Source organism: Halomonas sp. 25-S5, assembly GCF_029889845.1.
Classification (GTDB): domain Bacteria; phylum Pseudomonadota; class Gammaproteobacteria; order Pseudomonadales; family Halomonadaceae; genus Halomonas.
Genome location: NZ_JARANV010000001.1, coordinates 300,505 through 320,842 on the forward strand (window position 1 = coordinate 300,505; position 20,338 = coordinate 320,842).

The window sequence follows — 20,338 nt, forward strand, 5'->3', positions numbered from 1 at the left end:
GCATGCTGGTGATGATGACGATCCTCTTCGCCACCCTGCTGCTGCTGCTCGGCAGCGGCGTCTGGGTGGCCTTCTCCCTGCTGGGGCTGGGCTGGCTGGGGCTCTCGCAGTTCACCTCGGTGCCCACCGGCGACGTGCTCGCCTCGAATGTCTGGGGGGACAGCTACAGCTGGGAGCTCACGGCCCTGCCGATGTTCATCTGGATGGGCGAGATCCTCTTTCGTTCTCGGCTCGCCGACGACATGTTCACCGGCCTGTCGCCCTGGATGCAGCGCATTCCGGGGCGCCTGCTGCACACCAATGTGGTGGGCTGCGGCCTGTTCGCCGCCGTCTCCGGCTCCTCGGCGGCCACCTGCGCCACCATGGGCAAGATGACCATTCCCGAGCTCACCCGCCGCGGCTATGACGAACAGCTGGTCATCGGCACCCTGGCCGGCTCGGCGACGCTTGGCCTGCTGATCCCGCCCTCGATCATCCTGATCGTCTACGGGGTGGCCACCGATCAGTCCATCGCCCGGCTGTTCATGGCCGGCATCTTTCCCGGCCTGCTGCTGATCTCGCTGTTCGCCGCCTACCTGATGCTCTGGTCGTGGCGCTTCCCGGACAAGATCCCGCCCGCCGAGGCCGACCTGCCGCTGGGCGAGAAGCTGCGCCGGGCGCGCCGGCTGCTTCCCTTGCTGGCGCTGATCGTCGGGGTCATCGGCTCGATCTATGCCGGCCTGGCCTCTCCCACCGAGGCGGCCGCCGTAGGGGTGGTGCTCTCGCTGCTGCTGGCCCGGGTCCAGGGCACCATGGATCGCAGGGTGTTTCGCGACGCCCTGCTCGGGGCGGTGCGCACCGCGACCATGATCGCCTTCATCCTGGCAGGCGCCTCCTTCCTCACCGCCGCCATGGGCTTTACCGGCCTGCCTCGGGAGCTCGCCGCCTGGATCGGCACCCTGGGACTGTCGCCCGTCATGCTGCTCGCGGCCCTGACCCTCTTGTTCATCCTGCTGGGCTGCTTCCTGGACGGCATTTCGGTGGTTGTGCTGACCACCTCCATCATGCTGCCCATGGTCGAGGCCGCCGACATCGACCTGATCTGGTTCGGCATCTACCTGGTGATCGTGGTGGAGATGTCGCAGATCACCCCCCCGGTGGGCTTCAACCTCTTCGTGCTGCAGGGCATGACGGGGCGCAATATCCTGTCGATCGCCTGGGCGGCCATGCCGTTCTTCTTGCTGATGATGCTCGGGGTGGTGCTGATCAGCCTCTTCCCCGGCATCGTCACCTGGCTGCCACAGGCCATGGGCAATTGATCATGGAAAGGCGCGGCGCCGTGCCCGAGAAAGCAAGAGAATGATCTCTGCGCCGCGCTGATCGCGCTACTCGGCGGCCTGCCGAGGATTGCGCGGATAGAAGCGCTCCGGCTGGCGCTCGATATGGGCGAAGAAGCGCGTGTCCTTGTAGGGCATCTTCATGAAGCCCGACACCCCGAGCCCCTCGATCAGCCCCACCGCCTCGAGGATGTCCTCCAGGCGGCGCCGGAACTCCGCCTCCCGGGAGGGGTCGAGCAGCCGGTAATGGCTGTGGATCTTGAGGTGCTCGGGCAGCGCCTCGAAGATGATCATGCCGGTGTGATGGATCTCGTTGAGGGCCTCCAGCGAGGTGATGATCGCCTCGGGCAGGACCAGGAACTCCTCCGGGTCCGGACCATCCTCGAAGTAGCTGTGCAGGCGCGAGCGGTCCTCGAGTTCGGGCACGGCGCTGACCTCGTAGTGCAGCCGCATCCCGGGCAGGATCTCGAAGGGCTGATCGACGCTCGCCCGGTCCAGGTGCAGGGTGTCGCGGGCATTGAACAGGCAGCTCTTGAAGATGCCGCGACGGTGGATCGCCCGGGCCAGGGTCACCATGTTGTTGACCGCGGCGATGAACGCCTGCTTCAGGGCCGGATCGTGCAGGTTGAGCGAGGTGTCGATATAGGCCCCTTCGGCCTCCCAGCGCACCGCCAGCCCGCCCACCACCGGGTACTTGCCGAGCCGGCTCACCGCCGCCAGGAAGGCCTTCTCGGTCTCGCCCATGTTCTGCATGAAGTTCTTGTAGTAGCGATCGAGCTGGACGTCATTGACGTCGTTGAGGGTCTCGCGCCCGCCCTCCTCGCGCAGGAAGGACTTGCGCGAGCTGTACACGACGGTATCGATCTCGCGACCCGCCGGCCGGCTCCACACCGGCACCAGGGGGGGCTCCTGGGGCGTGGGCAGGTCGAGCATCACCAGGCGGGCGAGCCGGGGCATCTCGCGGATGAAGTGGTCGCCCGCCCGCATGCGGGTGCGCAGGTCGGGATCGAGCATGCCGTCGAGCATGCGCGCGAACTCCATGGGCAACCCCAAAGAGGTAGCGGGAATGGCCCGATGGCCGAAGCGACAGGACTGCGCCGAGGCCAGGGCGTAGAGCGTGGCCGCCGCCCCCTGCTCGTCGAAGCGCGGTGACGACAGCGCGCCGTTGAGCTGCTCCTCGCCGATGAAATAGACATCCCCCAGTCGCGCGTTGGTCTGCTGCAGGTTGTCCGACATCAGTTCCATGACGTTGGTCGCCACGAACTGCAGGCTGGCGTCGAGCTGGGCGAACACCGAGGAGCCCCAGTCGATCAGCGCGATGGTCTCGTGGGCAGCCTCGAAGACCAGGTTGGAGGGCTTGATGTCGCCATGCACCACTGGCTTGCCGGCCGGTCCGCTCTCGCGGCGCAGGGTGCGCAGGATATCGGCCAGCTGGTCGGCGATGCGCACCACCAGGCGTGGCGACAGCCGCCCCTCGCGCAGCGAGACCTCCTCCATGTTGAAGCCCGGGGCGCGCTGCATCACCAGGATCGACTGGCTGCGCACCCGCTGGAAGACGATCAGCTTGGGCACCCGGGGGTGGTCGACCTGCTCCAGCATGAAGGCCTCTTCTTCCAGGCGGTCCTGGAGGCGCTGGGGCAGGTTGACGCGGGTGAACTTGAAGACGTACTGCTCGCGGGGGCTGGAAACGCCAGCGGTGAGCCCGGCGAAGACGAAGCCGTAGGCGCCCTTGCCGATCAGCTCGATATTCCGGTAGCCCAGCTGTTCCAGCTGGGCCTGGCACAGCGACACCCACGCCTTGAGCTTGCGGGCGTCGTCGTGGCTGAGCAGGTAGATCGACTGCTCTTCCGGAATGTAGAACTGCTGCAGGGACGCCTGGGTCATGGTGGCGCGCTCATGGCTTATCCAAGGTGGAGGAGCATGGTCTCCGGCGCTTCGAGATAGCCCTTCCAGGCATTGCAGAAGAGCGCAATGGTGCCGCCATCGATGAGGCGGTGATCCCCCGCCCAGGTGACGGTCATGATCGCCCGCTTCACCACCGCATCGTTGCTGTCGAAGCGCGGCAGCCACTGGGTCTTGCCGATGGCGACGATGGCCACCTCCGGGGCATTGATGATCGGCGCCGCATAGGTCCCGCCCAGTGCCCCGATGTTGGAGATGCTGATGGTCCCGCCCTTCAGGTCGGCGGCCGCCACCCGGCCCTCACGGGCCCCGGCCGTCAGCCGCTGGATCTCGCCGGCGATCTCCAGCAGGGTCAAGCCCTCCACCCCCTTGACGTTGGGCACCATCAGTCCCGCCTTGCCGTCCACGGCCATGCCGATGTTGCAGGACGGCAGGTAGTGGATCTCGTCGCCCGACTCGTTGAGGCGGCTGTTGAGGATCGGGACGTCGCGGATCGCCAACGCCATGGCCTTCATGAAGAAGGGCATCAGCGTCAGGCGCGCATCGCGTGCCTGGGCCTCGGGCTTGAGGCGCTCACGCAGCGCCAGCAGCTCGGTGACGTCGAGTTCCTCGCCGTACTGGAAGTGCGGGATCGTCGAGGCCGAGGCGACCATCTTGCGCGCCATGGCGGCGCGAATGCCGCTCATCGGCTCCACGCGCACCTCGCCCCGGGCGCTGGAGCGCGCGGGCGCCTGGGGCTTCTCGGCGGATGACGCCGCGGCGGATGACGCCTCTGCGCCGGCCGTCTCGCCACGCGCCAGGAAGGCCTGGACGTCCTCCTTCAGCACCCGTCCCTGCTTGCCGGACCCCGGCACCTGTTCGAGGCGCAGCCCATGCTCGCGCAGCAGGCGGCGCACCGCCGGGCTCGCCGGAATCCGCCCATAGGGGCCAAGCCCACCGGCCGGCGGGGTCTCGGCCCTCGAGGTCGCAGCCGGACGCGGGGCAGGTTCGGCGGGCGCGGGCGCGGCCTTGGCGGCCTCGTCCGGTGCTTCGGCGTGTTCCGGGGCATAGGCGAACAGCGGCGCATGAACGCGGGCAATCTTGCCCTTGGCCACATGCAACCGGGTGACCTGCCCCGCCTCGGGGGCGGTGATCTCCATCATGGCCTTGTCGGTCATCACGTCCACGACCGGCTGGTCCTCCTCGATCTCGTCGCCCTCGGCGATGCGCCACTCGACCACCTCACACTCGACGATGCCCTCGCCGAGGTCCGGCAGGATAAAGTCCTTGCTGGCACCCTTCGATGCCGACGAAACGGCGGTGTCGTCGGGTTCCCCGCCCGCTTCACCGGCAAGAGTCCCGCGGCGGGAGCCGGCCTCATCGGACGCCTCGCCCTCGGCCTCGTAGGCAAACAGCGGCGCGTGGACCTTGGCGATTTCGCCCTTGGGCACGTGGAGCCGGGTGACCCGCCCCGCCTCCGGCGCGGTGATCTCGACCAGCGCCTTGTCGGTCATCACCTCGACCACCGGCTGGTCCTCCTCGATGACGTCCCCCTCCTTGATGCGCCACTCCACTACCTCACACTCCACGATACCTTCCCCGATATCGGGCAGCTTGAAATCTGTCATCTTGTCTCTCCTGTCCTGAACCCGGTCGTCAGAAATTCACACTGGCGCGGATGGCCTCGACGATCTTCAGGTGATCCGGCAGGTACTCCTTCTCCAGCGTCAGCGGGAAGGGCGTATCCAGGCCGGTCACCCGGGCAATGGGCGATTCCAGGTACAGGAAGCAGCGCTCCTGGATGACCGCGGCGATCTCGCCAGCGAAGCCCCCGGTGCGCGGCGCCTCGTGGGTGACCACCAACCGGCCGGTCTTGAACACCGACTCGGCGACGCTGTCCTGGTCCCAGGGCAGCAGGCTGCGCAGGTCGATCACCTCGCAGGAGATGCCGTCCTTCTCGGCCAGCTCCACGGCGCGATCGATCACCTCCATCTGAGCCCCCCAGCCCACCAGGGTCACGTCGCTGCCCTCCTTGGTCACCTCGGCCTCGCCGATGGGCAACTGGTAGTCCTCCTCCGGCACCTCGCCGACGGCGGCACGGTAGAGGCGCTTGGGCTCGAAGAAGATCACCGGGTCGGGGTCGCGGATCGACGCCAGCAGCAGGCCCTTGGCCTGGTAGGGGTCGCGGGGTACCACGACCTTGAGACCGGGCGTATGCGCGAAGTAGGCCTCCGGCGACTGGGAATGGTAAAGGCCGCCGGCGATACCGCCGCCGTAGGGCGCGCGGATGGTCAGCCCCCCGACGTTGAACAGATCGCCGGAGCGGTAGCGGAACTTGGCCGTCTCGTTGACGATCTGGTCAAAGGCCGGAAAGATGTAGTCGGCGAACTGGATCTCCGCGACTGGCACCGAGCCCTGGGCGGCCAGGCCGTTGGCGAAGCCGATGATGCCCTGCTCCACCAGCGGGGTATTGAAGCAGCGCGCGCGCCCGTACTTCTCCTGCAGGTGGCTGGTGGCACGGAAGACGCCGCCGAAGCTGCCCACGTCCTCGCCGAAGCAGAGCACCTTGTCGTCCTCGCCCATGGCGATGTCCAGGGCGTTGTTGATGGCCTGCAGCATGTTCATGGTCGGCATCTCACTCCCCTCCCTTGGCAGCGACGTCGTCACCGGCACGCACGTCCGGGTCCAGGGAGCGCGCACCCTTCGGGTAGGCCTCCGGGTACAGACGGATATGAGTCTTCAAGGCGTCGAGCTGACGCTGCAGCTCCGGGGTGACGTCGGCATAGACATCGGTCACCAGGCTGTCCAGGGGCGGCGGCGGACGCTTCTCGGCGCGCTTCATGGTCTCCAGCACCTCGCGGCGCAGGCTCTCCTGGAGGGCCTTCTCCTCCTCCTCGCTCCACCAGTCCAGATCGATCAACCAACGCTGCATGCGCAGGATGGGATCCTTCTCGCGCCAGGCCTCCTCTTCCTTCTTCGAGCGATAGCCGGAGGGGTCGTCCGAGGAGGAGTGTGCGGCCAGACGATAGCTCATGGCCTCGATGAGCACCGGCTTGTTGTGCTCCACGGAGATCCGGCGCGCCTCGCGGGTGGCCGAGTAGACCGCCAGGATATCGTTGCCATCCACGCGGATGACATGCATGCGATAGCCGAAGGCTCGCGGTGCCACGCCATCGGCGGCGAACTGCTCGATGGACGGCGTGGAGATCGCATAGCCGTTGTTGCGGCAGAAGAAGATGACCGGCACTTCGTGCACGGCGGCCATGTTCAGGGCGGCGTGGAAGTCGCCCTCGGAGGCGGCGCCCTCGCCGAAGAACACCGTGGTGCACTGGCCATCGCCGGCGAGCTTCTGGCCATAGGCGTAACCGGTGGCCTGGGGAATCTGGGTGGCCAGCGGCGAGGAGATGGTCATGTAGTGGAGCTTGCGCGACCCGTAGTGGATCGGCATCTGGCGGCCCTTGCCGTAATCCAGCTCGTTGCCGAACAGCTGGTTCATGAACTCGTCGAAGGTGAAGCCGCGATAGACCAGGGCGCCCTGCTCGCGATACTGGGCCATGATCATGTCGGCATCATCCAGCGCCGCCGTGGCGCCGATCACGGCGGCCTCCTCGCCGGTGCACTGCATGTAGAAGGAGAGCCGCCCCTGGCGCTGCGCGGCGAGCATCCGCTCGTCGAGCACGCGGGTCGCCACCATGGCGCGATAGATGGCCAGCGCCTTGTCATGCTCCAGATCGGGGGCTCGGGCGCCCTCGTGGAGGGTGCCGTCCTGCTTGAGCAGCCGAAAGGTGGGAATGCTGAACTCGTCACCGGCCAGAAAGGTCGGCTCGTGGATATCCGGTGTTGTTGTCATCGTCATGGTCCTGTGCCCCTTTTGAGGGCAGTGTTGTCCTTAATAGGCCGCTCCGCCAGAGGGTCACCCCGGCAGCGGTCAACGCAACAGCATTGACGTTAACGTAAACTGATGGCGTTGACCAGACACCCAACGCCGCAAGGACAATCACGACTCCCACAAAACCTCCTTGCCCAGCCTGGCTCCGGAGACACCTTGTGGGGGTTCCCCCTCAGCCGCGGGTGGCGATCGGCAAGCGGCTGAACAGGCTGTCCACGCTGATCGCCAGCAGCCCGATCAGCAGCGCCCCCTGGACGACATAGGCGGTATTGCCGTTGACGATGCCCGAGATGATCGGGTCGCCCAGGTTGCTCGCCCCCACCGTGGCCCCGATGGCCGCCGTGGCGATGTTGATGGTCACCGAGGTGCGGATCCCGGCCAGTATTACCGGGGCGGCCAGCGGCAGTTCCACCTGGCGCAGGATCTGGCCGCCGCTCATGCCCATGCCGCGGGCCGCCTCCATGACGCCGGGGTCGATGCCCTCGAGCCCGGCGAGGGTGTTGCGCACGATCGGCAGCAGGCCATAGAGCAGCAGCGCCACGATGATCGGCAGGGTGCCGAAGCCCAGCACCGGTACCGCCAGCGCCAGCACCGCCACCGGCGGGAAGGTCTGGCCGATGGAAGCCAGCTGGCTGACCAGCGGCAGGAAGTCCCGCCCCCAGCGGCGAGTGGCGGCGATGGCGGCCCCCACGCCCATCAGTATGGCCAGCACGGCGGCCACGCTCACCACCAGCAGGTGGCGACCCAGCAGGGTCAGGAAGTCGGCACGCTCGTAGATCACCTGGCGGCTGTCGGACTCGATCCAGCGAAACAGCCCCTCCAGTTGCCCCATGCCAAGCGTTGCCGCCAGCAGCAGCGCCAGCCAGCCCAGCGGCGCGGCCCAGCGGCGCCACTCAGTCATCGCTGCGTGCTCCCACCAGGCGACGCAGGGAGAGCTCGCCCACCGGCAGGTCGTCGTCGTCCACCACGGTGAGCCGTTCGGCGTGCCGCCACAGCATCAGCGACAGCGCCTCGCGCAGGCTGGCCCGCTGGCCGATCCGCTCGCGCGCCAGCAGGCGCGGCCCCAGCGGCAGCATCCGCTGGCTGACCGGCAGCAGCGCCGCCTCCTTCAGGCCACGGTCCTCGCCCCCCAGCAGCGACTCGACGAAGTCATCCGCCGGCTCGCGCAGCAGTTCGAGGGGCCGGCCCTGCTGCACGATGCGCCCCTGATGCATCACCACCAGGTGATCCGCCAGGCGCAGCGCCTCGTCCATGTCGTGGGTGACGAAAACGATGGTCTTGTGAAGCCGGGCCTGCAGCTCGCGCAACTCGTCCTGCAGACTTTCCCGGGTGATCGGATCCAGGGCGCCGAAGGGCTCATCCATCAGCAGGATATCCGGATCGGCGGCCAGCGCCCGGGCCACCCCCACCCGCTGCGCCTGGCCACCGGAGAGCTGGTGGGGATACTTGCCGGCAAACGCCTCCATGGAGAGCCCCAGCAACGCCATCAATTCCTCGACCCGTGCCTGGATCCTCGTGGCCGGCCACTTGAGCAGCCGCGGTACCAGGCCGATATTGCGGGCCACCGTCCAGTGGGGAAAGAGCCCGGTGCTCTGGATCGCATAGCCCATCCGCCGACGCAGGGTCTCCTCGCGGAAGCGGCGAATCTGCTGGCCATCGATGTGGATCTCACCCTCGCTGTGCTCGATCAGCCGGTTGATCATGCGCAGCGTGGTCGACTTGCCGCAGCCGGAGGTCCCCACCAGCACGCAGAGCTCACCCTGGGCCACGCTGAGCGAGATATCGTCCACCGCGGTAGCGGCGCCGAAACGCCTGGTGACATGGATCAGGTCGATCATTCGGCCCCTCCCGGGCGCAGGATGTCGGTCAGGGCGCCAAGCAGGGCATCCACCAGCAGCGCCAGCAACAGGATGGGGAGCGCCCCCAGCAGCACCAGGTCCATGGCAGCCTGCCCGAGCCCCTGGAAGATGAAGGTGCCGAGGCCGCCGGCACCGATCAGGGCGGCCACGGCGGTCAGCCCGATGGCCTGTACCGTGGTGATGCGGATGCCCTCGAGGATCACCGGCATCGCCAGCGGCAGGCGCACCTGGCGAAGCACCTGGCCCCGACTCATGCCCATGCCGCGCGCGGCATCGATCACCCCGGCGTCCACCGCCTCCAGGGCGACGAAGGTGTTACGCACCATGGGCAGCAGGCTGTAGCCCACCAGTGCCAGCAGCGCCGGCGCCCGGCCGATGCCGCTGACCCCCAGTGCCGCCAGCCAGTCGACGTTCGCCGACAGCCAGGCGAGCGGCGCCAGCAGCAGGCCGAAGAGCGCGATACTGGGAATCGTCTGCAGGACATTGAGCAAGCCGAAGCCGGCCCTCTGCACGCCGGGCCAGCGGCGCATGGCCAGCGCCAGACAAACGCCGAGCGCCAGGCTCGTGCCCACCGCCACCCCGACCAGCAGCAAATGCTCGCCGACGGCGCTCAGGAACTGGCCGCTGCGGCCGCGGTACTCCTGCCACAGCGCCAGGGGCTCGAGCCAGCGGGCGAGGCAGAGCCCCGCGCTGGCCACGGCGGGCAACACCAATGCCCAGCCGATAAGTCGCGACAGGTCCAGGCGACGGCGCAGCTCGATCATGGCCAGCAGCTGCAGGAAGAGCACCACCCAGATGCCGGCGCCGATGCCCAGCCGGGCCTGGGCGCTGTCGACCAGGGTAACGGCCGACAGCGACAGCCAGGCCGGCAGGGCCGAGAGCATCAGCACCACCAGCGTGAGTGCCAGGGCGAGGCGGTGTCGGGCGGGGCGCCAGGCGAGCCCCGCCAGCGCCAGCCAGGGCAGGCTCGTGGCCAGGGCGCCGCCCACCCCGATGACATCAAAGACCCGATAGCCGGTGCCGGGCACGATGCGGTTGGCCGCCAGGCTGACCGTGTCCAGTCCCAGCCAGGCCGCCAGGGCGACCAGCGAAAGCGTCAGCAGGACGACGTTGGGGCCGGGCATGTCCGGGCGCAAGGCGGCCTCAGTCGTCCAGGGTATCGAGGAAGTCGGCGGCGACCGCCGCGGGATCCCGGCCGTTCACCGCCACGTCACCATTGAGACGTTGCAGGGTCTCGAGGTCCAGGGCCTGGAAGACCGGCTCGAGCAGCGACGCGATCTCGGGATAGGTCTCGAGCACGTCCTCGCGCACCACCGGAGTGGGCTGGTAGACCGGCTGCACCCCCAGGGTGTCGTCCATGACCACCAGATCCAGGGCCTGCAAGCCCCCGTCGGTGCCGTAGGTCATGGCCGCATTGACGCCGCTGGTCTGCTGGGCCGCGGCGCGCATGGTGGCCGCGGTATTGCCACCGGAGAGCACCAGCAGCTGCGCCTCGGAGAGCGTGAAACCGTAGGCCTCCTGGAAGGCCGGCAACGCTTGGGGCGACTCGACGAACTCGGCGCTGGCGGCCAGCTTGAACGCCCCCCCGTCGTCGAGGTAGGCCGCCAGGTCCTCGAGGCTTGCCAGGTCATGCTCGCGGGCGAGCTCGCCGCGCACGCTGATCGCCCAGGTGTTGTTGGCCTCGGCCGGCGTCAGCCAGACCAGGCCGTTGGCCTCGCGATCCTTCTCGCGCACCGTCTCGAGGGCCTTGTCGGCATCGTTCCATACCGGGCTGTCGGCCATGTCGAAGAAGAAGGCACCGTTGCCGGTGTACTCGGGGTAGAGGTCGATCTCGCCGGCGATCAGCGCCTCGCGCACGATGCTGGTGCCGCCCAGCTGGAGGCGATCCTCGACCTCGATACCGCCCTGTTCGAGGCGCTGCAGGATCAGCTGCCCAAGCACCGAGCCTTCGGTATCGATCTTGGAGGAGACCACCACGGGATCCTGCGCCTGGGCCGAGAGGGCGATGAGGGTACCGGCGGCCAGCGCCGCGCCGCGAGACAGAGGGCTGGAAATCAGCGTACGAATCATCATGTTCACCCGGTTCCTTGTGAATGTATGCTGAGTATAAGGCCTGTACAGCTTGGCTGTCAGACCCCCCATCAACGTCTGGACATCAGCATGGCCCTATCCGCAAGCGGATGCCTCGAGCATTGCCACCACCCGCTGGTTCGCGACCTGGCGTGGATCCTGCTGGCCCCTGACCTGATCGCGATGCCCTGGCCGGGGCGTCCGTCGCGTGGCGAGCTGGGCCTCGCCGATGACGGCCAGCTGGCGGCCTGGCTCGATGCGCTGGAAGCAGCACCCGACGCCTTGGAGGCGCACCTGGCCCCGGCCCTCAAGGGGCGCATGGGGCTCTACCACGAGCGGCTCTGGCAGTTCCTGCTCGCGGAGGCGCCCGGCACCCGGCTGCTGGCCCACAACCTGCGCATCCATCAGGGCAAGCGCACCCTGGGCGAGCTGGACCTGCTCTACTCTCGACGCGACAACCCCAGGCCGGTGCACCTGGAGGTCACCATCAAGTTCTACCTGGGCCTGCCGCAGGGGCCGGGGTCGGCGAATAGCCAGGCCCGCTGGATCGGTCCGGGCGGGGCCGACAGCCTGGCCGCCAAGCGCGAGCACCTGCATCGCCACCAGCTCAGGCTCGCCAGCTCCCCCGAGGCTCGCGAGGCCCTGGCACCGCTGCTGTCGCCCCATTCGCCCCATTCGCCCCCTGGGCGGGAGAGGGCGGCGGCGCCCCTGACCGTGCGGCTGGCGATCCCCGGGGTGCTCTTCTACCCCTGGCATGCACCACTGCCAACCCCGCGGGAGGCCACCCCCGACCACCTGCAGGGGCGCTGGCTGTTCGCCCGGGAGTGGCAACGGCTGCGTGACGGCCTGCCCCGGGGTACCCGAGGCGCCTGGCTGCACAAGCCCCACTGGCTTGCCCTGCCCCGTCGCGACGCCCTGCAGTCGCTGCGCAACCTCGAGGCCCAACTGGCCCAGCACTTCAGCGAGCCGGCCGCCCCCGTCCAGTTGGCCCTGTGGCACCGCGACATGGGCTGGCGCCGGGTGGTTGTCGTCGCCGATGACTGGCCGCGGCAGATTCCGCTGCCGCCGCGATCATAAGGCTCGCCGCCTCGAGAGGGAGGGCCAGGATTAGCCGACACGCAGGTCGCCGAGCAGGATGTCAATCAGTTGCTCCTCATGAACCGCCCTGCCCCGTGCCTCCAGGACAGCGCACAGTTCGGGATCCCAGCGGGCCTCGAGCGGCCGTCCCGCCAAGGGCGTGCCGCCGAGATCCGCGTACCCCAGGAGCTCACCGGCCCCCATCCGCCACGGCTGCATGCCGAAGCGCTCAAGCAAGGCGTTGGCGATGCTGATGCCCGCCCAGTCGAAATCGCCGTGATAGTGAAGCACGGCGCCGGCGGCCTCCAGCTGCTCCAGCAGGGTGAGCACGGCGGCGCCGGGCCGGCCCCAGGTGGCGACCAGCGGGGCGCAGTCGGCCCCTAGCCGCTCGGCGGCCTCGGCCAGCACGGCGGGATTCTCGCAGACGAAGACATCCCGCCCCGCACACTCCCACGCCGGGGGATGCCGCAGCAGTTGGCGCAGGGTCAGCCAGCTCGGCTCCGCCTGTTGGCAGTAACAGGACAGGGCCCTATCCAGAGACTGCCCGGGGCGCACGGGAAGCCGCAAGGTCAACACCGCGCTGGTGATATCACCGCCCATCAACACCCCGGCATGGGCCCAGATGCTGCGCTCATCGGGATCCACCCGGGCGACCCCGCCCCGCCAGTGACGCGCCAAGGCCCGACGCACCAGGGCGGCCACCGGCCTGCCGGCATCCAGGCCATGGGCATCGCCCAGGCACTCGGCCGCCAGGGCGCTCAGGCTCAGGCCCTGAACCGGCAGGCGCTCCAGCACGCCGAGTGCTTGTTCGAGAAGCCTCTGGCCCTGGGATTCATTGCCCCTCGCCAACCGCTTGAGCAGCCCGTTGGCCTGCAACGCCTCGAGCCACTCTCCCAGTCCGACGGCATCGGCCCGCCGGAGATAACCGGCGATGAGTGCGGCCCAACGACGACTTGCCTCCTCTCGACGAGCGCGATCATCGACCAGCGGCCCGTCCAACGTTTCCAGGGCGACGCGGAGATTCTCGGCCACCCTGGCGCGTGACAGCGCCTGGGACAGGACCTCCAGATCCACGCTCAGCGACTTGCCCTGGCGGGGAGATCGACCGGTCAGGCGCTCCACGGCGGCCCGTTCGGCGTCGCTGACCCGGCTCAGGGAGAGCCGCCCGCCGCCATCACGCAGCAGCTTGCGCGCCAGCTTGTGGCGCAGGCGGACCAGTTCGGGGCCGCCCAGTAGACGCTGCAGGCGTTCAGGATCCATCAGAACAGGCTGTCCATGCCGCCACCTGCTGTTTCATCAGCCGCCAGGGGAGCAGACTCGCGTGCCTGGGATACCGGCTCCTCGTCGCGCACCCGGCGGCGTCCATCCCACTGCCAGCGGGTGACGTGGACCGCCTCGACCCCCTCGCGACGCACCAGCTGGGCGATGGCCAGGCCCGGCACGTCCGGATAGCAGCCCCACTCGCGTTCCGAGGTCATGATGGCGTCCAGGTCGAACTGGGCCAGCAGCCCCATGCTCTTCGCCCGGGCGTCGTCATCGATGCCGGCGAAGACCTCGTCGAGCATCACCATTCGCGGTGCAAGGTAATGCGCGCTGCTGTAGTGGCTGGCCGCGGCGGCGAACAGCGGCAGGGTGATCACCAGCGCCCGCTCCCCGCCGGAGGCAGGTCCATAGGCCGGACGCCACTGGCCGTTCTGATGGCGGTCGACCACGAAGCGGTGCCAGAAGCGGTAGTCCAGGGCACGCTCGAGGATCTCCTGCAGGGCACCGCCCTCGTCGCTGGCCCGGGCCTCCTCGATGCGCCGGCGCAGGAAGTCACCCACCACCTCACGATCCTCGGGGGACCAGGCGTCCAGAGCCTGGCGGCGCAGCCGCTGGCAGACATCGGCCAGCCCCGCGGGGGCCGTCAGTCCGCCGGCGCTCTGCCCTTCACTCAGCGGCTCCCAGCGGATGCGCAGGCGCATGCCGGTGCTGGTGGGGCGACTCTCCAGCTCGCGGTTCATTCTCATGACATCGCGCTCGGTAGCGGTGATGCGCTCCTGAATATGGCTGGCCACCTCGTCGATCAGGTAGTTCTCCAGCAGCTCGCGCTCCCGGGCATTGAGCAGTGCCTGACGCTGGGTGATCTCCTCGCTCAGCTGACGCCCCAGGGCATCGGGGTCCTGGCGCCGCCCCTGGAAGACGATGCGCACCAGCAGCAGGTCGTCACGCGCCTCGGCCAGGCAATCGTGGCCGCCACGCGACAGGACGTCGGTGAGCAGCTTGATATGCTCGTGCAGCCTACCCTGGTGGGCATGCCAGCTGTCATCGTCGGCATTCAGGTGGTTTGTGGCCTGGGCGGCGGCCCGGGCCAGGCGCACGGCGGGATCCGGCGCCCAGGAGGCGGGCATCTCGCGCTCGACGAAGGCCTCGGGGGCGGCGACACGCAGCAGCCCCTCGTCCACCAGGGCGCGGAAGGCGTCGATGGCCTCGACACGTCGCCCGTCCAGCTCGGCCAGGCGTTGCTCGTCGTTGTCGACCTTCTCCTCGAAGCGCGCCACCTTGCCGAGCAGCTCGCTGTGGCGCTGTTCGAGCGCACGCTGCTCGTGGGTCAGCCGCTCGCGCTCCAGGCGAATCGCCTCCAGCTGGTGCTCCAGGGCCTGCACCTCGGCCCCCATGGACTCGCGCAGGGTATCCCGGCGCACCTCGGCTTCCCTGGCCTGCTCGGCGGCTTCGGCGTGCTCCCACGTCGCCTGTTGCAGCGCTTCCCGGGCGGCCTCGGTCTCCTCGTCCCGCTCGCCATGGCGTCGCCGCGCCTCGTCATTCGCCCTGAGCGCCTGGAACAGCTCGCCGATGGCCAGCCGGTAGTCGCCCAGGGCAGACTCGATCCGCCCCAGTGCCTCACGCTCGGCGGGCAGGCGCAGATCCTCGGCGGCCTGGTAGAGCTCGCCGCGCAGCGCCTCCAGCGCCTCACGGGCACTATCCAGCGCCTCCCGGGCCCGCTCCAGGCGTTCGGCCTGCAGGTCCCGGGCACGGCGCGCCGCCGCCTCACCGGCATGGGCGTCGCGCAGCGCCCGGGCGGTGGGCCGCTGCCGCCACTCCTGCTCGGCCGCCGCCAGGCGCTCTGCCAGGGCCTCGAGCTCGGCGGCGATCTCAGCCCGCTGGCGGGCCAGCGCGGAGAGCTCCTCCTCGATGGCCGCCAGGCGCCGCTGTCGGGCGGCCTCCCGCGCCGCATGGCCGATATGCACCGCCGCCGGCTTGCCCCACTGGCCACGCAGCGGCCCCAGCCGCCAGTGGCCAGTCTCGCTTACCCAGGCGAAGGCCACGGAGTCGCCTATCCCGATACTCGCCAACAGGCGCTCGACCACCTCACGGGCCACCGGCGGCTCGCCATGAAGGTCCGGGCAGAGCACGTTCGCCAGGCTGGTGCCCGGCGCCTCGGCCTCGGGCACCAGCAGGCTGTCCCAGGTCTCGGCCGCGAGCAATTGGCCGTCGGGCATCAGCCAGGCGTCCAGCAGGCCGGCGGCCTCCAGGGCCGCCTCCAGGCCGGCACGCGGCGCGTCGGCCAGCTCGGGCGCGAAGTCCACCAGTTGCCACAGCGGCGCGCCCGGCCGCCCCTCGCGCGCCGCCTCGCCCCGGGTGTAGGGCGCGGGCGGTGCGGACTCGCCACCGGCGTCCAGGCGAGCGCGCTCCTCCTCGAGTTCGTGGCGCGCCGTCTCGATGGTGTCGTGCGATTGCTGCAGGGTGAGGCGCTGCCGGCCCAGGCGTTCGCGCAGCGCATCCCGCGCCTTGGAGAGCCCCGCCTCGGCGGGATCAGCGTCGCCCAGGTGAGCGCACCAGCCCTCGAGCTCGGCCAGCAGCGCCTCCGTGTCCTCCGGTGCCAGCTCGGTCAGCCGTTCCAGGTGACGGCGCCATGCCGACTGCAGCGACTCGGCCGCCTCGGCCCGGGCCTCGGCGGCCTCCTGCAGATCGTCCTCGCGGTTGGCCAGGGTCTCCTCTTCGCGACGCGCCTCATGCTCGGCCTGGTGAAAGCGCCGCTCGGCCTGCTCCACCTCCGCGAGACGCCCCTGCAGGTGCTGGACGCCCGCCAGACGACGACGCTGCAGCTCACGCAGCGCCTGCTGCAGCGCCTCGCTATCGACAGCAGTGTGCGCCTCGAGCTCGCCGGCATGCCGGTGATGCTCGGCGGCAAGCCCGGCGGCCCCGGCCACCTCGGTACTCTCCGCACACCGCTGGCGCAGGGTCTCGGCGGATTCTTGCTGCGCCTGCTCGGCCTCCTGCAGACGGGCCTCGGCCCGCTCGCTATCGCGGCGCGCCCTTTCCCACAGCGTCGCCTGCTTCTCGGCGTGCTGGGCGCGCTGACGGGCCTGCTCGTCGGCATTGGCAAGCGCCTCGGCGGAGCGCATGGCCTCGCTGGCCTCCAGGGTCCGCTGCCGTGCCGCGAGGTCCCGCAGCGTGCCCTCCTGGGCCTGCCGGGCCTCGGCGAGGGTGTCGCGTTCGGCCTCGGCGGCGTGAAGTTCCTGGCGATCCTTGCCCAGCTGCACGCGATTGCGCTCATGCTCGGCGTGGGCGCCGGTCAGGGTATCGGCGCGGCGACGCACGGCGATGCCGGCATAGTGGCGATAGTGCCCCAGGAAGGCCTCCACGGCGCGGGCGGTCTCCTCCAGGCCCTGAATCTCCTCGCGATAGGTGTCCAGGCTGCGGTAGGCCTCGGCGACCTCGCCGATCAGGCCGCGACCCAGCGGCGGCAGGGCATCGCTGAGCGCCAGGGAGAGGCGGTTGGGATCGGGCTTCTTGGCCAGCTGCGGCTGGCGCAGCTGCAGCAGCAGGTCGAGCAGGGCGCCGTAGCGCTGCTCACCCAGGTGGAACAGCGCCTCGTCGATGGCACGCCGATAGTCGGCGGCGCGATCGAAGAGCTGTCCCTCGCTGCCCAGCGCCTGGATCAGCCGGTCGCGGCTGAGGCTACGCCCATTCTCGACCAGGAAGAGGTCGCGCCCGACGCGCTGCGGGGTGGTGAAGAACCAGGAACGCACGGGGCGCCCCGCCACCGCCTTGAGGCCGCAGCCCACCGTAAAGGTCTCGGGCCCCGCCTCGCCCTGGCGGCCGAACTCCAGCCAGGTATAGCCCAGCCGCTCCTGGTACTCGCCCACCAGCAGGTTCCACTCCATGCGCTTGGCGCTGTCGCCGTCGGGTTCCACCCGGGAGGGGATCAGCTGGCCATCGAGCAGGAACGGCAGGGTCAATGCCATCACCTTGGACTTGCCGGTGCCGTTGTTACCGCGCAGCAGCAGGCGGCCATCGTGGAAATGGAAGGTCTCCTCGTCGTAGTAGAAGATCTCCACCAGGCCACAGCGCAGGGGCTGCCAGCGCTGGCTGCGCGGTTCGGGAAGCTCACTCATCGCTCAAGGGGTCCGCCAGGTCGGGTTGTCGGGTCGGTTGTCGCGTCGTTTGCCCGGAAAGTTGCTCGCCATCGTCGTCGGGCCTGGCCGCCGGCTGGACGCGGAAGCGCCCCAGGGCCGGCAGGGGCAGGATACGCTCCCCCCGGCGCGCCACCAGGCGCAGCGACGTCAGGCGCACCAGGGTCTGTCGGCATAGGCCATGCGCGGCGCCCGGCTCGCAGGCCGACTTGCGCCAGTAGCGGCGATAGTCCTGCTGCCAGCCCCGGATCCAGGCTTCCGCCTCGTCCAGGCTGACGCCGTCGGGACCTACCGCGGCCAGCCGTTCGGCCATCAGCAGCGCCAGGTGCCCCTCGGTGCCTTCCGCCGGGATCTTCTCGTCGGTCAGCTCGCCGTCGGGATCGACCAGTGCCACCCCTTCGGCCCGCGCCTCGGGCACCAGGCCGGTGGCCTGTTGGAGGCGTCGCAGCATGACGCCGCGCTGGTTGGTCAGATAGGCCGCCTCGTCCTCGTCGAGCTCCTGCCAGTAGACCACGGGGTCATCCAGCAGGCGGCGCGCCAGTCGGTGGCGCAGCTCACGATTGCGACCCTCCGGGGTGTCGGGCACGAAGGTCTCGGCCAGGGCGTGCAGTCGCGCCTCCAGGTCGAGCTCGCTATCGGCGCCATTCAGGGCCACCAGCGAAGGCCCCCGCGCGGTGACCAGCAGGGCCGACAGCACGCGCCGGTCGACGTCATAGAGGACGTCGCCCTCCAGGCCGCGGCGCAGGAACTGCTCTTCATCGCCGGCCACCCGCACCAGCACGCCCAGTTCCATCAGCAGACGCACCACGACCACGAGATCGCGGCGCGCCTCCTGATGATCCAGGGTGAAGGCCAGGCCGCGTTCGGCGAGTGCCGGGTCGCTCACCGCCTGGCCCAGCCCCTCCCCCAACCGGCCCAGGGTGATCTGGGCATCGCCACGTTCGAGGTCGGCCAGCAGCAGGCAGAACAGCGCATAGCGCCGGCGGTTGAAGGTCTTGCGCTGGGTGCCGCGGCCGACCCGGGCCGGGCGGGTGGCATCGCGCCTGTCGGCGGGACGCTTGTGCAGGCGCACGAAGTCGCGCTCGCTCTGCAGGTGCCAGCCGGTCTCGCGGGCCAGCCAGTCGCGCAGCGATGCGGCATGGCGGCGCACCAGAGGAAAGGCCGAGTCGTCGGCACGAATCAGCGGCCTGGCCAGCAGCGCCCTCAGGGCACGGCGCTGCTCCTCCAGGCGCTGGCGCTCCAGGGTATCGCTCAGCTCGATCATGCGCTCGCCTCCAGATCGACGATCTCGAGGCGATAGTCACGGCCACTCAGGGCGCCGGCGGGGGTGACGATGGTGGCGGAAGACTCCGGCCCCAGCGGGCTCAAGGTGATGCGCAGGCTGCCATCCGCGGTCGTGGTGGTAACCGGGGCGTCATCGCCCTGGCTGGCCGCCAGGGCATCTCCCAGCAGGTTGAGCAGCAGGCGAAAGGCGCCATCATCCAGCTCGCCCAACTCACCCAGCTCGGAGAGCCGCTCGGCGCCTCTCTCCACCAGCTGCCGACGCGCGGCTCGGGCGGCACTGGCCTCCTCGGCCAGTTGACGGGCCAGAAGCTCGCGCTCCCGTGTCCGGCGGTACAGCTTGGGCGGGGGGCCGGCCTTCTGATAATTGCCGGTGGCGCGCAGGCGGGGCTGCACCTGGATGCCGGGCGCCTCGGCCCAGGGCGTGCTGGCCGGCACCGGCTCCTGCTGCCAGCGCTCGCTGGTCTCGGCATCGATGACCAGATGACGCGCCGGGGTCAGGCCGAAGGCGGTGCGCCACAGGCGGTGGGCCTCGCCATCGTCCTGGCATTCCAGGAACCAGCGCGCCAGGGTGCGAAAATCCGCCGAGCGGTCGCTGCGCGCCATGCGCCGCTCGTTGAGTCGACCGACCATCTCCAGCAGCTGGGTCACCGCCCGGCGCGCACTGCTGCGCAGCAGCCGGGCCTGGGCCTGGCGCCCCGGTTGATCGAGGAACCAGGCGCGCAGCCCCTCCCAGTGGCCGTGCCAGCGCCGCCAGGCCTCGGCAAAGGCACGCTCGCGCTCTTCGCCGTCATCCGGCGACTCGCCAGGCGCCAGATCGGCCAGTTCCCGCTCGGCGGCCTGGCGCAGCAGACGATCCACCGGCGCCTCGCGGTGCTCTCGGTCGCCATCACCGTCGCCGCTCAGGGTGCGGATCAGCTCGGCGATCTCGCCGGACGCGGTGGTCAGATCACCGAGAAAGCGCTCGATATAGCCGATCACTCGCTCCTTGTAGAGCAGGAAGGCATCGGCATCGCTGTCCTGACTCTCCAGGGAGCGGTTCAGGCCGGTCATGAAGGCGCGGGCATTCTCGGCCAGATCGGCGAAGACACCGGCCAGGTCGCGCAGCAGCAGCTGGCTCTGGGTGGCATCCGGTGCCTCGCTCTGGGCCAGCGTCAGCAGCGCCCGCAGGCGGGCGCGGATATCCTCCAGCGCCACGCTCTGCAGGGCGCCGCGCCGGCCCAGCTCCTGGTCATAGGTGGCCAGCGCCGCCTCCACCGCCTCGCCGTGGCGGGTGATCTGGTAGACATAGAGGGCGCGGTAGTAGTCCTCGACACTGGTGACCCGGGCATTGTCGCGCTCGGCGTCCAGGTTGCCCCAGGTGACCAGTTGGGTCAGCGCCGCCTGCACCGTCGCCAGCTCCGGCTCGCCGAGCTGCTGCTGGACATCCTCCGGGCGCAGGTGCACCAGGAAGTGTGACTTGGCCTCGACGAAGGTGCGCATCACCTCACGATAGAGGTCGGCCTTCTCGGCGGTGACGTAGCTGAAGGGGGTGTAGTCCAAGTGGGCTCTCGTTCAAGATACTTCATT

14 protein-coding genes are annotated in these 20,338 nt (G+C 69.6%); 2 read left to right on the top strand and 12 right to left on the bottom strand.

Annotation, left to right across the window (positions count from 1 at the left end; genetic code table 11):
• Nucleotides 1-2 precede the first annotated feature (2 nt).
• On the top strand, nucleotides 3-1,298 hold the full coding sequence (locus OP498_RS01415) for a TRAP transporter large permease subunit (protein WP_280545760.1): 1,296 nt from the start codon (nucleotides 3-5) through the stop codon (nucleotides 1,296-1,298).
• Between the two features lie 66 nt (nucleotides 1,299-1,364).
• On the opposite strand, the gene OP498_RS01420 is transcribed toward OP498_RS01415, so the two are convergent.
• The 8 genes from OP498_RS01420 to OP498_RS01455 form a co-directional block, all read right to left on the bottom strand.
• Nucleotides 1,365-3,200, bottom strand: coding sequence for a protein kinase (locus OP498_RS01420; protein WP_280551685.1), 1,836 nt, complete (start codon nucleotides 3,198-3,200; stop codon nucleotides 1,365-1,367).
• Nucleotides 3,201-3,217: 17 nt separating this feature from the next.
• The gene (locus OP498_RS01425) at nucleotides 3,218-4,825 is read right to left on the bottom strand and encodes a dihydrolipoyllysine-residue acetyltransferase (RefSeq protein WP_280551687.1); all 1,608 of its coding nucleotides are present in this window, start codon (nucleotides 4,823-4,825) and stop codon (nucleotides 3,218-3,220) included.
• A gap of 28 nt (nucleotides 4,826-4,853) precedes the next feature.
• Complete coding sequence (locus OP498_RS01430) at nucleotides 4,854-5,831, bottom strand: transketolase C-terminal domain-containing protein (protein WP_280545757.1); 978 nt, start codon at nucleotides 5,829-5,831, stop codon at nucleotides 4,854-4,856.
• A 1-nt stretch (nucleotide 5,832) separates the two neighbouring features.
• Nucleotides 5,833-7,053, bottom strand: a complete 1,221-nt coding sequence (locus OP498_RS01435) for a thiamine pyrophosphate-dependent dehydrogenase E1 component subunit alpha (protein WP_280551688.1) — start codon at nucleotides 7,051-7,053, stop codon at nucleotides 5,833-5,835.
• 205 nt (nucleotides 7,054-7,258) lie between these two features.
• The gene (locus OP498_RS01440) at nucleotides 7,259-7,987 is read right to left on the bottom strand and encodes an ABC transporter permease (protein WP_280551690.1); all 729 of its coding nucleotides are present in this window, start codon (nucleotides 7,985-7,987) and stop codon (nucleotides 7,259-7,261) included.
• Nucleotides 7,980-8,924, bottom strand: coding sequence for an ABC transporter ATP-binding protein (locus OP498_RS01445; protein ID WP_280551692.1), 945 nt, complete (start codon nucleotides 8,922-8,924; stop codon nucleotides 7,980-7,982). The genes OP498_RS01440 and OP498_RS01445 overlap by 8 nt, the downstream gene beginning before the upstream one ends.
• Nucleotides 8,921-10,069, bottom strand: a complete 1,149-nt coding sequence (locus OP498_RS01450) for an ABC transporter permease (protein ID WP_280551876.1) — start codon at nucleotides 10,067-10,069, stop codon at nucleotides 8,921-8,923. Before OP498_RS01450 ends, OP498_RS01445 begins: the two co-directional genes overlap by 4 nt.
• A gap of 19 nt (nucleotides 10,070-10,088) precedes the next feature.
• A complete protein-coding gene (locus OP498_RS01455) occupies nucleotides 10,089-11,018 on the bottom strand; it encodes an ABC transporter substrate-binding protein (protein WP_280551694.1) in 930 nt (309 codons plus the stop codon).
• Nucleotides 11,019-11,105: 87 nt separating this feature from the next.
• On the opposite strand from OP498_RS01455, the gene OP498_RS01460 reads away from it, so the two are divergent.
• On the top strand, nucleotides 11,106-12,092 hold the full coding sequence (locus OP498_RS01460; RefSeq protein ID WP_280551696.1) for a DUF1853 family protein: 987 nt from the start codon (nucleotides 11,106-11,108) through the stop codon (nucleotides 12,090-12,092).
• A 30-nt stretch (nucleotides 12,093-12,122) separates the two neighbouring features.
• On the opposite strand, the gene OP498_RS01465 is transcribed toward OP498_RS01460, so the two are convergent.
• Genes OP498_RS01465 through OP498_RS01480 form a run of 4 tightly spaced genes read right to left on the bottom strand, consistent with a single transcriptional unit; the run spans nucleotide 12,123 to nucleotide 20,311 of the window.
• Nucleotides 12,123-13,352, bottom strand: coding sequence for a TIGR02679 family protein (locus OP498_RS01465; RefSeq protein WP_280551698.1), 1,230 nt, complete (start codon nucleotides 13,350-13,352; stop codon nucleotides 12,123-12,125).
• On the bottom strand, nucleotides 13,352-17,470 hold the full coding sequence (locus OP498_RS01470) for a TIGR02680 family protein (RefSeq protein WP_280551701.1): 4,119 nt from the start codon (nucleotides 17,468-17,470) through the stop codon (nucleotides 13,352-13,354). The genes OP498_RS01465 and OP498_RS01470 overlap by 1 nt, the downstream gene beginning before the upstream one ends.
• The gene (locus OP498_RS01475) at nucleotides 17,463-18,752 is read right to left on the bottom strand and encodes a TIGR02678 family protein (protein ID WP_280551703.1); all 1,290 of its coding nucleotides are present in this window, start codon (nucleotides 18,750-18,752) and stop codon (nucleotides 17,463-17,465) included. Before OP498_RS01475 ends, OP498_RS01470 begins: the two co-directional genes overlap by 8 nt.
• Nucleotides 18,749-20,311, bottom strand: coding sequence for a TIGR02677 family protein (locus OP498_RS01480; RefSeq protein WP_280551705.1), 1,563 nt, complete (start codon nucleotides 20,309-20,311; stop codon nucleotides 18,749-18,751). Before OP498_RS01480 ends, OP498_RS01475 begins: the two co-directional genes overlap by 4 nt.
• Nucleotides 20,312-20,338: the final 27 nt, after the last annotated feature.